A 15,147-nucleotide genomic window follows, 5' to 3' on the forward strand; every position below is an offset into this window, starting at 1 on the left:
TGCAACCTCGCTGGCTGCTTTTCCGTGGTCGCCATGGCCTGTAGCTCAATGGTTAGAGCCGGCCGCTCATAACGGTCTGGTTGCAGGTTCGAGTCCTGCCGGGCCCACCAGAAAAATCAATAGCTTATCAGGCACCATTTTGCCGGATCGGAACCGCCGCACCAGATACGTGCGCTTTTCGTTCACCGGCCATCGCGATCCGCTTGATCCAGAGCAATCGTTTCCACGCCATGTTGGTGTGTCACGGCTAAAGGGAACACGTTCGAGTACCTCGTTGTTAGAAGCGGAAACGTGTTCTCCAGCAATTCGTATCGTCCCGCCTCCCTCGAACCATGCGTCTGCGCCTATTTGCAGGGGGTCTGCTCGTCTTGGACCGGAACAACGTGTCGAATGCCACTGGGCTGCCAGCGGCCAATGCTCAAGCTGCTGCTGCTGCTGCTGCTGCTGGTGCTGGTGCTGGTCATGATGCCGGCATTTTAATCTTCGGCATGTCGATGAGCAGCAGGATGCTGATCATCATGGTGCCGCTGATGATCAGTGGCGCCGGATATGCCGGAGCCTTTTTTGCCGACCCTGCCCGCTAGGCTCGCGCAGCGCCATCTTTCTTGGCGAAAAGAGGCGCCGCGCTGTCCACCACCTCTTTCGGAAGCATCCTTAATTGCTCTGCGTCGAACGGGAGGTGAGTAAGATAGTTCGCCACCAGAGCGCCTACGGCTTCAGCCTGTGCTGCATCTCGTTGGCGTTTGATCGCCTCTCTGTCCGCACGACGGGACAGCCATAGCTTATGGGCGGTCCAAACCCGCGGATCCGGAGCTACGATGCGTACCGGTTCGCCCTTTTCGTCGATCGCGACCGCGTCGAACGCGGGAGCATTCTGCAGCCAATCGAGTCCTTCGATTTGCACAGCGGTCAAATCTTCCGGGTCCGAGCCGATCTTGTCTGGAGCCTTCCACCAAGGTGGGCTCTGCATGGGCTTAATCAAATCGACGAGATAGCCGTCCCGGTTTATAGCGCGGAACGTCTGCTTGGCACGTTCGAAGCTGGTGTCCACTCGCTTGAGTATCTTCATGAGCGATGACTCAGAGACGTCGTCGTCGGCGACGAACGTTAGTCCGCCGCGCGCATCGAACAGCAGATCGATGTCTTCTGTCGTGGCTAGGCCCGGATCGAGTCTGACGCCGGAAGAGGCCTCATAACCGTAGATCGCGTTGGTCCCTAGAATCCGGATGCCAGAACCCAAGATTCCGAAGCCGTCGAGAGCCCGCATGATCCGGGCTCCAATCAACGGTACGCGGCCTAAGCCGAGCGCACGATTGACCGCCGCTTGACGATGCATTGTATCGCGCAAGTTTTTCACCCGGTCTTCTGCAACAGCACGTTTAGCTTCGAAGTCCGCCTTCATCTTTTCAGTTTCGGGCGAACGCGAGCCGAGCGAGGCTTGCTTCCTGAGACCGGCCTTGTCGTAGTAGCTCCGGATGAGGTATTCGCGGCCTTTCGACTCCACCCAGGTCAAGGAACCCCGATGGACATCGTAGGCCTCCTTGGCATCCCTCAGGGCCTGGAAGCGCTGCTGACTATTGACCACCTCGCGGCGTTGGTCGTTATTAAGCTCTTGAAAATCCATGGTTTCAACAATCTAGCCTGATTTCTAACCCAACTGTTGAAATGGTATTTATCGTCTAGAATCAATGGTTTCAACAGTTCCATCTAAAACAGATCCGAACTGTTGAAACCGGCAGCTCTCACTTACCTGGATACCGCCTCTTCGAATCGCCGTCCAAGCGCACGCAATTTTATTCCTCCTCAGCGAAGGCAACATCACGATCTATTAGCAAATCAGATCCGCCAACCCCGGGGCACCCAAAGTGGGCACCAGATCGACTGCTTCGTTTTCGATTACGCGCAGCGGAACGCCCTTCGTAGTGTTGAAAGTCTCTCCCCGACGCTGCGGCAGCCACTGTCCGTCATTGGCGAGGTCAATCCGGAGATCAGCATCGTACCTTCCGCAGACGGAACGGCTCCGCAAGAACTCCACATAATTCCCGAGCCACATCGATTGCTCGCGAGCCAAGCGAGCCCGTTTGGAGATGGCACTTCAGTTCACGGAGCACGCCTATCTCGGCGGTTGCGGCGCATCCGGCAAATGCCACGCGCTCTCGATCGGGGATATGCGGCTTCTCGGTCAACGTGCTGCTGGAAGCCGGGGCCATCCACGAATGTGAGGAGCACGTCTGGGTACAGGACCGGGCCAACCCGCACGCACGCGCGCGCTTTTCGATAAAGCTTGCGGATCCGCCGTGCGGGGGGCTCTCCGCAAGATGCGGCTGCCGAAATGCGCGAAGTCGTCAAATCGATGGGCATACATACCCTGAATGCCCGCCCGGGTCTGCAAGCTAGCGTCACAGCTCTTGCGAGCAAATACATCCTCCGGTAGCAGCAGCTTCAACGAACATTGGGCGAACCGCCTGCGCCGACCGGCGCGAGGTCCGTGCCGGCCGGGCTGGCGAAAACGACGTCATGTATTACAACTTCAACAAACCGGACCGACTGATCGGCTCCGGACGCATCACGCAGATCAAGAACGGAAAGCACGGGGCGTCTGTCGAGTAGGTATGTGCATTACGCGGTCGTTTTTATAGGGACCAACAGAGATACACGCGTCCCATCCATTGCGGATTATGGAGGGGCGAGAAACAGCCGGCGTACAAGACGCCCAAATAAACGCAGCAGCGAAGACAATCTGGTTTTACCGGCGTCGCGCTCTTCGCCATTGGGCGTTGCAGATGCCCCTTGAACAATCTCCTTGGGACGCGGCCTGCGAAGCGAGCCGCTCGCCCAACCTGCATCACAACGGCGGCGATGGAGGGAGACTATTTTTCCAATCGAAGTAATTCTTGCCGCACTGTCGTTTAAATGTTTGATTCGCTCCTGTGTAGCGTTCGGGAGCGAGAATGATGGCCAACGCGCTCGAGATCTATAAGGCTCACCCGTTACGATCGCAGCTCGGCATGAGGGCCGCACAGTATGTGCGCATGTCGACACAACGGCAGCAATACTCGATTGAGAATCAGGCTGCTGTGATTGCAGCATACGCGCACGCCCATAACCTGACGATTGTACGAACCTATCGCGACGAGGGAGAGAGCGGCCTGCTCATCAAGAACAGGGCCGGCCTTATACAGCTCATCAAGGATGTCCAAGCAGAAGAAGCCGATTTTGGTCATATTCTGGTCTATGACGTAAGCCGGTGGGGCCGCTTTCAGAATGTCGACGAGAGCGCGTATTACGAATTCCTCTGCAAGCAGGCAGGCATCAACATCGTGTATTGTGCGGAGCAGTTTGACAATGACGGCAGCGTGCTCTCCAGCATCATCAAGAACATCAAGCGCGTAATGGCAGCGGAATACAGTCGCGAGCTTTCGGTAAAGGTTCACGCTGCGCAGTGCCGGTTCGCCCGACTAGGCTTCAAGCTCGGAGGTCGCCCCGGTTATGCTCTTTTGCGAGAACTTGTCGATCAGAGTCAGCGGTCGCGAGGCGTGCTGAAGAACGGCGATCAGAAGTACCTCTCAACTGATCACGTCCGAGTGCGCCCCGGCATTCCCGAGGAAGTAGCCGTGGTGAAGTGGATCTTCGAGCGATTTCTGCAGGTAAAGTCTGAAGCGATCATTGCCCGGGAGCTAAACCGGAGGGCCATACTCACGAGCACAAGAATTCGGTGGACGCGTGCAGCGGTTAACGCAGTACTTAGAAACGAGAACTACATTGGAAACATGACCTTCAACCGCCGATCACGCAAGCTGCGGCGGACCTGCACGTGCAATCCTCCCGAGCTTTGGATCACCAGCGAGGGATGTATCGAGCCAATTGTCGAACGCGAAACCTTCCTGAAGGTAAGCAAAATCATTGAAGAACGGCGTGTCGACCTCACTGAAGAGGAGATGCTTGTCCGTCTACGCAAGACGCTGCTCAAGGAGGGACGCCTGAGCTCTGCTATCATAGCCAGCACGGCAGGCCTTCCTTGCGCCTCTACCTATCAAAACCACTTCGGTGGCATGATGAACGTGTATCGGCTAATCGGCTACACTCCCAAGCGAAACTTTGAGTTTCTTGGCTCGCGTCCGCAGTGGGCCGAGGAAAAGACAAAACTCGTCTCGCTAATCAGCATGGCTATTAGAAAGGCCGGAGGCCAAACTGCCTCTCGCGACGGGACGGGTTCCTTGCGCGTGAACGGATCGATCAACATCTCAATTCGCGTAGCCCTCTGGTGCGGAAGGCAAGACCGCGCACCGTACTGGTCTATAAAGCGTGGGACACGCCTGCCTCACGGCTGGATTGCCGCACTCAGGATGGCTGAGCATAACAAGTCGGTGCTCGATTACGTACTGCTGCCCACTGACGGGAAGGTAAAACGAACCATGACGTTTTCTGAAAGGGCTCGCATTCGCCGTGGAATACCTCGCTTCGAAACCGCTGACGGCCTGGCACGAGCGATCGTCGGGCGAGTAGTTGGGACAGGCCGTTCCTCCCCAGCGCCGCACAACAAGCGATCGAAACCAAAGCAGCCCAAGACCAAAGTGGCCCGCGCGCTGCGCTGATCGAACTCAGATACAGGACTTTCGCGAAGCAGTGCTCCATAATGCTTTCGGAAGCCTTGTCCACGAGCGCATCCCCTCTCGTAGCGCTTCGCTGCCTAGAAGCGGCACGCCTCAACCTCGAGGACTCCATTGACGCGCTCAAGTGATCGGCTTCCGCGGTAGCGCCGGGGGACGTTCGTCTCGACCGCGTATGTGCCCTATGTAGCCGGCCTTTGCTGGCGAGCTGCGTCACCTGCCGTATCAGTTTCGCGCCAGGAAGAACCTGATCAAAGCGCAACGAACGCCATCGAAGATTCCCAACAGCTTTTCACGAAGCGCCCCGGCGGCGGACAAACGTCGCCTTCTAAATTTCGTACTTTCGAACTCGTCTTGGCGCGATGGCGAGCTCACGGCGACGTTTCGCCAACCATTTAATATCATTGCAGAAATGAGCAACGGGCTGTCCGATAACGGGGGCGGCAGCGGATCGAATCCGGGTCCGCGTTCTGGTTGGTGAGCCCGGCAGGACTCGAACCGCAGCATACCCAGCGGGGCGATGCTGGCGGCGAGCGCGTCGATCTCGGCCAGCGAATGTGGCATCTTACGCACATTCTTCGGTGACTTCTTCAGTTGGCCGAGCGGCACCATGACGATGTTGCGGGCTTGGGCGGATACATGCATCTGGGCTACGGGATGCACACCCGTCTCGGCGACCCGATCAGCCGCATCTAGCTTCCGGAAATCGTTCGCCGCATCCTGCAAATTCCGGGCGTCCGTCCGGCCGCGGACATCGACTACGCGGGAAGGCCGTTTCCGGAGCGCTATCTCGTCACCTACGACGCGCCGGCCTGAAGGGCGGACTTCTCGGTAACGAGCCGCGATTGAGAGAATGGTCCGCAATATCCAGCGGCCAAGGCGATATCACATCGACAACTATCCGCTTCCAGCCTTCGAGTCCTAGACAGCTTTAAGGACGAGCGGCGTCAGGCGGCCCTAATCGACACGCCATGGATTATTCGTCGCCGCCAACTGGCACGACCACGTGGTTAAGCTTGCAAGAACGGTTCACCACCGCGGCGAATCTGTTCGAAAATTTCCCTAGCTTCGCGGGTTGGTACGACGCATAACTTTCGATACGCATCCCAAAAGGCCCAGCAAATAACTCAATAACAGCCCCCATTTCGCCGGATCGGAATCACCGCACCAGAAATCGCACCAGATACGTGCGCTTTTCGTTTAATTGGCTCAAGGCTGATGGCCTAATGTATGTCGTCTTTTCTGATCAGGGAGATATTGGGCGCGTCCTGAACGTGATCGATGACAGTAAGCTGCGCGTTAGAAACATGCATATTTTCCGACCATCGATTGAAGGGGGGCACATTCGCATCATCTGGGAGCTCACGGTTCGGTGAAGCCTCTTCTGCCGTCACTCAAGGGAGGCCGGTCGATCGCATTGAATGACCTCATGACAACCCGGCAGTTGTCCAACCGCCCCGAGATCAATCTCGATGATTCCAGCCCTTGCACGCTGCGCAGGCGGTGAAGACGCCAGTTGTGGTGCGCCGCTCGATATCGGAGCCACTACAGGTGTGATCTCGACGGGAATAAGAGCAGGCGCAGCATCTCCGCCCAGTCGCCCCTGGCACGCTTGTCGACGCCAGGTGAACAGCAGCTATCAGCCACCCCGTGCCGGCGTGCCACCCCGCAGACCGTCTCGTCGGGCTGCAAGGTCTCTTCGACAAGGCGGACCTTCTCGTCGTAACTCCATCGCCCCCGACGCTCGGCGCCCAACACATTGACCTGCATTCCCACGTGACCTTAAAGCTAGGAGGAACTCCAACGAGCTTGATAAATGCGTACGCGAGAAGCAGCGACTCTCGTCACAGGAAACCCGGAAATCCATCCCGTCACGCTTACATCAGCGATCACACGCCATGTCGCATCAGGGCCACCCCCAGCTCAAGCAAGTCAGGCAGCGGGCGCGGTTCGAGCGGATAACGGACGTTCGACGACCTTTTTGCGCACGACATGGCCTCGATGCGCCGAAATCCCGCGATGCCAGTCAGATAGTCTGCTGAGTACCACGGGGCTCGCCAACCGATCGAGGTCGCACTAACGCGTAATGACGGAGTTGCGCCTGCCTAGATTAGCTTTTCGCATCGGCTGCGCTGGGCTGGCGTTGCTCGCCGGTACTGCCATGTCAGACGCCTCTAGCTGCAATCGGCGGGATGCGCTCGGCACGGCGCGGGTGCTCGCTGTCGATGCCGCGCTCTTCCCGCGCGTGGGGCTGAAGAACTTTCCAGAGACGCTTCCTCTGGCGGACCATGAAGTCGTCCTCACCTTCGATGACGGACCGCGGTCCCCGAACACGGATAAGGTGCTGGCTGCGCTCGCCCAGGAATGCGCGCGAGCCACGTTCTTTCTGGTCGGCCGATCGTCGGCGGAATTTCCCGAACTCGTGCGGCGTGTGGCCGCCCAGGGGCACACCGTAGCGTACCACAGCTGGTCGCATCCGAAGATGTCGAAAATCTCGTTCGAGCAGGCGAAAGAGGACATCGAGCGCGGTATCGCCGCCGTCGAAATGGCACTCAACGGTGTGTCCACCAAAATGCCCTCGACACCGTTCTTCCGGTTCCCCTACTTCGACGCGACACCTGCGACGCTCGATCTCTTGCAGGCGCGCGGAATTGTCGTGTTCGGAGCTGACCTTTGGGCGAGCGATTGGGAGAACATAACTCCAGAGCAGGAGCTCACAATCCTGATCGAGCGGCTCGAGGCCGCTCGTAAGGGCATCATTCTGCTGCATGATGCCCAGACGCGGACGGCGGCCATGCTGCCTGCGTTCCTGCGCTACCTGCATCAGAACGGGTATCGGATCGTGCATCTGGTGCCGGCTGCCGCCAAGAGCGCTGAAGCCCCCTTGACGTCTTGGCACCACGCCTTCCCGCAGTGAAGGCGCGCGAGAAGTGTCGGAGATCACCTCCTGGGGGCAGAGACGGCTACGGGCGACCTCGTGGCCTGATCGGGTTCGATTTGCGAAGCCTCAACGTGACGAAGCTGTTCCTGCGGCACGGCGATCAGGCCGCTCTGGACGCCTTTGCGCCAAAGCGAAACAAGAGCTGCCCCACTTCGGCGGCTGGCCTGGCGCCGCTGAACAAGAATCCTTGCACCTCGTTGCAACCCTCGGCCCGAAGCCAATCGAGCTGCTCCGTGGTCTCCACCCCTTCCGCTGTCGTCGTGATGTTGAGGCTCCGGCCGAGGCCCGAGATCGCCCGCACGATGGCCCCGCAATCGGAGCGTTTCGCCAGATCCTTCACAAAGGAGCGATCAATCTTGATCTTGTCGAAGGGAAAGCTGCGCAAGTAGCTGAGGCTCGAATAGCCCGTTCCAAAGTCATCCAGCGATATGGAGACGCCGAGCTCGCGGAGTTGGTGCAGGATCGCAAGATTTGCCTCCGTCTCCGCCAGAAACACCGATTCTGTGATTTCAAGCTCGAGCCGCTTCGGGGCCAAGCCGGAATTCGCCAGCGCTGAAATCACCACCTGAACCAGATTGCGGCTACGGAATTGCACCGGCGACAGGTTGACCGCGACCTTGATCTCTAAAGGCCACTTTACCGCCTCCTTACAGGCTTCGCGCAGCACCCATTCCCCGAGTGGCCCGATCAGCCCGATTTCTTCCGCAAGGGGAATGAATTCGGCCGGCGAGATCATGCCCTTCCCTGGGTGCGGCCAGCGCAGAAGCGCTTCGAAACCTGAGATCTTGTCGCTCGCAATCTCGACCAGCGGCTGATAGTACAGCTCGAACTCGCTGCTGGCAAAGGCGCGGCGCAAATCAAGCTCCATCTCACGCCGTCGCTGCACCTGCTGATCCATCTCCCGCTCGAAAAAGCGATGCGTTCCGCGGCCATCCTCTTTGGCGCGATAGAGCGCGATATCGGCGTTACGCATCAACTCGGCGCTGATCGCGCCGTCGCCTGGTGACAGCGCGATTCCGACCGAGGCACCGATAATGACCTCGTTATCGTCAATCTCGTATGGCGCACTCAATGTTCTGATCAGGTCGCCCGCGAATTGGCTCACATGCGTCGGCGAGGTATCATCCGTGAGAATGATCGAGAATTCGTCGCCGCCGAGCCGTGCCACCAGGTTGTTGCCGGCCACCCTGGACCGCAGCCGGTCGGCCACTTGCTCGAGCAGGTGATCGCCGATGAGGTGGCCGAACGAATCGTTGACGTTCTTGAAGAGGTCGAGGTCGATACACAGCGCCGCGACACGGTTGCCGGCTGCATTAGCGCTTTCGAGTGCCTCTCCGAGCCACCTCTGGTGGAGTGCGCGGTTGGCGAGGTTGGTCAACCCGTCGTGAAGTGCCATATGGGCGATGCGGGCCTCGACCTTGCGCCGTTCGGTGATGTCGACCACCACAACCAGATAGCCCTCGCGTCCCTCGATCATGAGGCGCCGCCCAAAGGTCAGCGCAGAAATCTCAGTGCCATCAGCCCTGACATGGCGCCAGGGATGTTCGGACTGAGAGATGTCGCCCGCTTCTCGCAGCGCCCGCGTATAGCTGACCCGCTCGTCGTCTGGCCAGATCTCCTGAACTTTCATTCGCAGGAAGGTCTCGCGAGCATAGCCATAGTGCTGCACTGCCGCGTCATTGACCCTCACGAAGTCCATTGTCTCGGCATCTAACGCCCACATCGGCATCGGATTACTGTCGAACAGCAACCTGAACGAGGCGTCCCGGCGCTTGAACGACGTAACGTCGGAAATGACCACGGACACGATGTCTCCGAAGGCACTGAGGCGCAAGCGCAGGCTCTGATCACCGTATTCGAGCTCGAACTGGTCACCGAATTCATTCGCGACCGCGGCGCCCAACCGCTCCATCACCTCTTCCGAACAAAGCAGATGGTCTGCATTGCCGAGGCGCTGCCACAGCAGGCTGCCCTCTTCCACACCGAGGAGCCTTGCGGCTGCCTGATTGTTGTGCACAACTTGAAAATCAAATGGCCTGCCTGCGGGATCGCGAACGGTTGAGAGCGCGATAACGCCATCGTCGGTCTTGCAAAAGATTGCATCGATCAAATTGTATTCTGTAGCGCGCTCGTTGACATAGACGCCGACCAGCGTACCGGCCCAACGCGATAAGGTCGGCAGCGCCAGCACGTCGTAGGTCCGTACCATGCCGGCTTGCACGCAATGAGCGGTTGCGAGATAGGGATGGTTGTTTGCAATCGCATTCGAGGCCGCCTCGGTGAGGGATGCCGCGCAGTCTGGACGCAACGCATCAAGCGGAATGTCCCAGCGGGCATCGCCCAACCAGTTCTGCACATAACGGCCAGTGCGCGAAACAGCAAACGCGCCATCGTCACACCTGAGCAGCACAAGATGATCGGCAAGCCGCCCGAGGCTCCCCAGCAGCACATTTTCGTAGCGGGGAAGCGTTTCGCCGGGCTCGAGCGCAGCTTGCCACTTGCGCCGCAGGATCGGCATGTCATTGGGCAGCCTGGTATCTGATTCCACGGATTGCCTGTTCGCAGCACTCATCACACGCCCCGCTGACCTAAGCTTCCTGCCCGGGAGGCATAAAATCCAGCTTGGCTTAATTCGCTCTTAAAAGACGCGACGGCCGCGCTCTAGCCCTGCCGATCGATGGCGCCGCCTGGAACATCAGGCCCTAATCGTCTTTCGCGCCTCACAACGCAGAAACTCTGCGGCGATAAGCCAGAATTCGACGAAAAGCACTTGCCAGTGCCACGATGACGACGAGAAGCTTCGTAGCTAATGATTTGAGCGTCACGCATTCTACGAAGGAGCGCCGTCAGTTTCGTTCGAAATTTTTTGTCGGATGTCCGATTTGTTCAGGCGTCAGCAGGTCCACAATGTTGATTGTGCTTGAAAGGCCGTCCCAGGGAGATGCGCGATAACGAAGCACATGTTAAAGAAATGTGACGATTGCCAGCGCGAGGAGGCCACGCATGAAAAAGAGCGATGTGACGCGCTTGGAATGCGGTGCTGGCTTTAGCCGTCTTGAGCTTACGTCTGAACGCGGCATCCAAGGAAACTACCACTGCCCTGCTTGCGGCACACCGATCGAGGAGCTCGGAGCGGCTCACCTCGTGATTTATCGCTTGACTGTACAGCCTTCCACCAAAGCGATCCGCAATCAATAACGCGTCTGGGTTGCCCTGGCCTGGAAGGAGCCTGAGTGGGTTCGCTCACTGTCGGTGTCTGACAGTGAGATCGGCGCGACCCTTTCCTGAAGTCCCAAGCAGCATCCTTGGTGGCCTTCAATGGTGGCGCCGCGACCGATTTACTTGCGGGGTTTGCTGCACTTGCATCGCCTCACTCGTGAACGGGCTTGCGCTCATTCGCGCTTGGAAGATGCTAGAGAGATTGAACGATCGGGCCGATGCAAAAAGAGTAAATCAATTAAATCTCCCGAGATGGGATCGGAGCACATGATGGGATCAGCTTGGTCTCGTCCCGGCAAAGTCTCACGAGCCAGCGACAGAATGCATGGGCCAGGTCAGGGTTGTCGCTACGGTCGAATGAATAGGCGTTATACTGCATCCCACTTGGCACACGTGAGTTCGGAAGGGCCTTGAGCAGGCCACCACGCACGAGACCGCCAATCACGATCTCCGGTGCACCAAGAAGGGACCTTCCGCTCAAGACGGCAGGCAGTGCCAGATAGTGCTGATCATATCGGGCTCCAAGCGTTACATCGTCCGGAGATAGTCCTTGAGACTTCAACCACGTCGGTAAAATATCTGGCCAGGAAGTGACAGTAAGGACCAGTGATGTCCTTATTATACCCACACCCTTCTCTGCCACATGGCCAGGAGCGATCACGCAGACCAAGTGTTCTCGATAATCTCCCAACGGCCCGCCTCCTCAATGGTCGCCAGATCCCGTGTGATCAATACATCGAAGCTGTCAGACGAAGACTGCAATGACAGCGAACTCATCACGTCCACGAACGCTCTACCTGCTTCCGTCGTCTCTGATCTGAGCCTTTGGGGCAAGCGGCTCAGGTGCTGTTTCCGATGAACAAGAAAAGCATGCAGAAGGAGCCGCAAACTCTGGCCGACTGAGTTACGTCAGCAGGGCATTTCGGGTTGGTTGATCGGCGCCCTTGGCCAATTTGTCACCGATAGATTCCAGCCAACTTTGCGAGCAATGAAGGCCGTTGCGTGTTTGCTGTTCGTGTCAGGGCGCCCCTGACCGACATTGAGCGCGTTGTCACGCAATTCGGCGCCGCTTTTGGAGGTGCGGCAGGGCCCGTCCGCGACGTTGCAGCGCGGACGTGTGATCTCTTGCCAACCGCGCCACGGGTAGCAGAGATCCTTCACCCGCCCCTCGACTTGGGTGACGGCGTCGGCAGTCTGACAACTGGACTTATGCTTGGCATCCGGCCAGAAGTTGCTCTCGCACGGGTTATCGGCTCAGACCTCATAACGTGGCGATTAGTGTTGCTTGGTAACTGCGGAGCTCTGGTCAATCGAAACTACCAGCGCGGCAGACAACCAAGCGCTTTTGGCGTGCGTTGACAATGACCGGAGCAAAGTCGCATTGGTCCGACAAGCCGTACTGACGATGTCAGCGCGACAGGACGAGACACCGATCATCGCCGGGTCTTGACGCTTATTTTCGCTTAGTCGAGCGCTAGTGCATGGTATGCAAGTATGCTCCAAGCTCACGGATCGCGCGGGCATGTTGCCACGCTTGATCGCTTTTTTGCTGTTCGCAACGTATGTCGCTTTGTCGCGTTGACGTTTACGGCGGGAAACGGCACGCCTTGATCCTCCGTATGTAGCAATACCGGATACGGTTTATGACGAAGATCAATGGCATGTCTAAAGCCTGTACGTATACTCGTCGTGCGATGCTGTTGGGCAGCAGTGGAGCGTTGTTCGGGGGCGTTTACGGTGCCTACACCCAATCAGCCGCAGCGCAAGGTGCCATGGTGTTGAAGGCGGCCGACTCTCCCTTCGTCGTTGGGTGCACACAAGACGGCATTACCTCGTTGCGTTATCGTAACGATGCGTATGACACGGATTATGTCCGGCCTGGAGCCGTGCTGGGGAAGGCTCACGCTAGAGTTCGGCGTGCCGGATCCGAGTGGCATACGCTTCGAACCGGCGTTGATGCAACGAAGCCGATGCATAGCGCGGCTCTTGAACTAGCAGCCCGCGATGCCGGCGTCCTTCTCACAACCCGCCTTGCAGTCGACGAGGCTGGATTGACGTGGGAGGTCATGCTGCGGAACGACGGCATGGCGAGCGTGGAGGTTGGCGACCTCTTTTTGCCCATGCCGATGAACACCGAATTTCCGGCAGGGCAACCGGTATCGGCGGCTGTTTTGAAGCACAGCTTCGTCTCGGGGCATGGGTCGCACATCTTCTGGATTCGTGGCAACAGCACCGGTCCCTACCTCATGCTCTTACCGGAAGCGGACACGTCACTGGAATATTGGGATGTCCACAAGGATTCGACCGAAGCCAGTGGGACGTGGTGCGCCTACATCTTGGGCGGGGCGGCCGCCTGCGAGGCAATGGCGGGCGGGACTCGCTGGCGACAGCCGACCCATTCCCTGTCCCTGTCGCCGGGCGAGCAACGGCGTTACCGTCTCCGCTTCCAGTGGGTTACCGATTACGAGGCGGCGCGCAGGGCTATCGCGGACGCCGGTCTGGTGGACGTGGAAGTAATGCCGGGCATGACGGTTCCCAACGACCTGCATGTCGACATTGCGCTCGCGTCCTCCATTCCGGTGGAGCGAATCGAAGCGGAATTTACTGGCGACACGCTGGTGCAACGGTTGCCGGATCGGGCTGGCAGGCGACTGTGGCGGGTTCGCTTTTCGCGATTGGGCGAGAACCGGCTGACTCTGCACCAGCCGGGTGCGCGCCAGACCTTTCTTGAATTCTTCGCTACCGAGCCCGTCGAGACGATGATGAAGAAGCGCGCAACCTTCATCGTGAAACGGCAGCATCGTGACCCGTCCAAATGGTACGACGGTTTGTTTGGCGAGTGGAATATGGATACGCAGGTCCTGCTTGGCCCGGACAATTACGACCGGATCAAAGGCTGGCGCATCTACGAGGTGACGTGCGACGATCCCGGGCTGAGCAAGCCCGCTTACCTCGCGACCAAGAATGCCGAGCATCCTGATGTGGCGGAAGTGGCGGCACTGGATCGGTACATAGATACGTTCGTCTGGGGCGGGCTGCAGCGTACCACACAGGAGGCATACGCCTACGGCCTCTACGGCATACCCGATTGGAAGCAGAACAGAGAAAGTAGCGATCCCGGCCCAAAGGGCCGCCTGCACATCTGGCGGCCTTATGACTATCCGCACATCTTCGCGATTTATTTGGCCATGCACCGCATCGCGCGTGACCATCCCGCGATACCCACCCGCCAGAGCGCACGAGATTATTTGGTACGCGCCTACGGTACGGCGCTGGCCATGTTCACCGTGCCGATGCGCGTGGTAATGTGGTCTGCCTACGGCACCGGCTTCTGCAACGAAGTTGTGATCCCCGAACTGGTTTCGGCGCTAACGACTGCGGGCTTGACGCGCGAGGCAGCGACCTTGGAGGCGCACTGGGCGCGTAAGGTGCGCGCCTTCGTCGATGCAAAGGCGGACCTGTTCAAGTCGGAATATCCGTTCGATTCCACAGCCTTCGAATCAACACAGGCACTGGCGCGCTCGGCCCTTGACGACCCTGTCGCCATGGGAGTTTGGAAGGCGGCAGCGCGCGCCTTCGCGGAGCGCCAGATCGCTGCAAATCTGTTCTGCCGTGGCTGGCTGGAACCTGCTTATTACTACCTGGGCAGCGATTATCGCAGCACTGCGGGCGACGCCTATACGTTGACTTACATGGCGCAGATGGGCGGCTGGGCATTGCTTGATCATGCTCTGAACGATGCAGACGACCCGCATCCGCTCGTTCGTCTCGGCTATGCATCGCAACTCAGCGCTTGGGCTTTGCTGAACAGCGGCCCTGCGTCGGCCGGTCATGGCTATTGGTATCCGGGCGAGGAGAATGACGGCGCGGCCGGTGGCGGCTTCGAGCCGGCGCCGAGCGGGACCACATGGCTCGGTCAGCCGCATCACCGTGGAACGTGGTATTACTCGTGCGAGATCGACCTGGGATTTTGTGGGGCGGTCCGCGCTGCTGCGACGATCGTTGCCGACGATCCCATCTTTGGGCAGGTCTGTTACGGTGGCACGATGGAAACGTTCGCTCACACCCTGCGTATCTGGCCACGTGATGGCGTGCGGCGACGGCTCAACCTGCGGCTCCAGTCTCTCCGATTGGACTTGGTGCTGCTCGACGCCCGATTTCGGGCGGATCGACCGATCATTCTGAATTTGGGAGAGGGGCGGATCAGCCTTACACCTGAGCCCTTTGCACCATCTGCATCGGGAGTGACGTTGGAATTGCGGTACGACGACGGGAGGAAGCGCAAGGAGGTCATCGACATCACGGACAGCCAGATCATCGTCCGCTTGCCTGCGGCGCGCTTACCGCGGGTTCATGTTCGCTAGATGTTCAGTTCCG

The 15,147-nt window shown here is 58.7% G+C and carries 9 protein-coding genes and 1 tRNA gene; 6 read left to right on the forward strand and 4 right to left on the reverse strand.

Annotation, left to right across the window (positions count from 1 at the left end; all coding sequences use genetic code 11):
• Positions 1-34: 34 nt before the first annotated feature.
• Together GGD63_RS22865 and GGD63_RS22870 are read left to right on the forward strand one after the other, a co-directional pair.
• A tRNA-Ile gene (locus GGD63_RS22865) sits at positions 35-110 on the forward strand.
• A 258-nt stretch (positions 111-368) separates the two neighbouring features.
• Positions 369-584: a hypothetical protein gene (locus tag GGD63_RS22870; RefSeq protein ID WP_183245401.1), complete on the forward strand. Its 216-nt coding sequence runs from the start codon at positions 369-371 to the stop codon at positions 582-584.
• On the opposite strand, the gene GGD63_RS22875 is transcribed toward GGD63_RS22870, so the two are convergent.
• Positions 581-1,624 carry a nucleotidyltransferase domain-containing protein gene (locus GGD63_RS22875; protein WP_183245402.1) on the reverse strand — a complete coding sequence of 348 codons (1,044 nt, stop codon included), beginning with the start codon at positions 1,622-1,624 and terminating at the stop codon, positions 581-583. The genes GGD63_RS22870 and GGD63_RS22875 overlap by 4 nt on opposite strands.
• Before the next feature lie 1,327 nt (positions 1,625-2,951).
• On the opposite strand from GGD63_RS22875, the gene GGD63_RS22880 reads away from it, so the two are divergent.
• On the forward strand, positions 2,952-4,595 hold the full coding sequence (locus GGD63_RS22880) for a recombinase family protein (RefSeq protein WP_246785600.1): 1,644 nt from the start codon (positions 2,952-2,954) through the stop codon (positions 4,593-4,595).
• 240 nt (positions 4,596-4,835) lie between these two features.
• Here GGD63_RS22880 and GGD63_RS22885 read toward each other — a convergent pair whose 3' ends face one another.
• Together GGD63_RS22885 and GGD63_RS40985 are read right to left on the reverse strand one after the other, a co-directional pair.
• The gene (locus GGD63_RS22885; RefSeq protein WP_183245403.1) at positions 4,836-5,336 is read right to left on the reverse strand and encodes a hypothetical protein; all 501 of its coding nucleotides are present in this window, start codon (positions 5,334-5,336) and stop codon (positions 4,836-4,838) included.
• Between the two features lie 819 nt (positions 5,337-6,155).
• Complete coding sequence (locus tag GGD63_RS40985) at positions 6,156-6,380, reverse strand: transposase (protein ID WP_183245404.1); 225 nt, start codon at positions 6,378-6,380, stop codon at positions 6,156-6,158.
• 316 nt (positions 6,381-6,696) lie between these two features.
• On the opposite strand from GGD63_RS40985, the gene GGD63_RS22895 reads away from it, so the two are divergent.
• Positions 6,697-7,527, forward strand: coding sequence for a polysaccharide deacetylase family protein (locus GGD63_RS22895; protein WP_183245405.1), 831 nt, complete (start codon positions 6,697-6,699; stop codon positions 7,525-7,527).
• Positions 7,528-7,651: 124 nt separating this feature from the next.
• Here the strand turns inward: GGD63_RS22895 and GGD63_RS22900 are convergent, their stop codons facing one another.
• A complete protein-coding gene (locus GGD63_RS22900) occupies positions 7,652-10,123 on the reverse strand; it encodes a bifunctional diguanylate cyclase/phosphodiesterase (RefSeq protein ID WP_183245406.1) in 2,472 nt (823 codons plus the stop codon).
• Between the two features lie 431 nt (positions 10,124-10,554).
• Between GGD63_RS22900 and GGD63_RS22905 the strand changes: the two genes are divergently transcribed.
• Together GGD63_RS22905 and GGD63_RS22915 are read left to right on the forward strand one after the other, a co-directional pair.
• Complete coding sequence (locus tag GGD63_RS22905; RefSeq protein WP_183245407.1) at positions 10,555-10,749, forward strand: hypothetical protein; 195 nt, start codon at positions 10,555-10,557, stop codon at positions 10,747-10,749.
• 1,664 nt (positions 10,750-12,413) lie between these two features.
• Positions 12,414-15,134 carry a DUF5695 domain-containing protein gene (locus tag GGD63_RS22915; RefSeq protein WP_246785601.1) on the forward strand — a complete coding sequence of 907 codons (2,721 nt, stop codon included), beginning with the start codon at positions 12,414-12,416 and terminating at the stop codon, positions 15,132-15,134.
• Positions 15,135-15,147: the final 13 nt, after the last annotated feature.

The sequence above is a fragment of the Bradyrhizobium sp. cir1 genome (assembly GCF_014198245.1).
Classification (GTDB): domain Bacteria; phylum Pseudomonadota; class Alphaproteobacteria; order Rhizobiales; family Xanthobacteraceae; genus Bradyrhizobium.

Excerpts from the sequence above, each read along its gene's own strand:
- GGD63_RS22875 (WP_183245402.1), bottom strand. The coding sequence starts at position 1,624 with ATGGATTTTCAAGAGCTTAATAACGACCAACGCCGCGAGGTGGTCAAT.
- GGD63_RS22880 (WP_246785600.1), top strand. The coding sequence starts at position 2,952 with ATGATGGCCAACGCGCTCGAGATCTATAAGGCTCACCCGTTACGATCG.
- GGD63_RS40985 (WP_183245404.1), bottom strand. The coding sequence starts at position 6,380 with ATGCAGGTCAATGTGTTGGGCGCCGAGCGTCGGGGGCGATGGAGTTAC.
- GGD63_RS22895 (WP_183245405.1), top strand. The coding sequence starts at position 6,697 with ATGACGGAGTTGCGCCTGCCTAGATTAGCTTTTCGCATCGGCTGCGCT.
- GGD63_RS22900 (WP_183245406.1), bottom strand. The coding sequence starts at position 10,123 with ATGAGTGCTGCGAACAGGCAATCCGTGGAATCAGATACCAGGCTGCCC.
- GGD63_RS22905 (WP_183245407.1), top strand. The coding sequence starts at position 10,555 with ATGAAAAAGAGCGATGTGACGCGCTTGGAATGCGGTGCTGGCTTTAGC.
- GGD63_RS22915 (WP_246785601.1), top strand. The coding sequence starts at position 12,414 with ATGACGAAGATCAATGGCATGTCTAAAGCCTGTACGTATACTCGTCGT.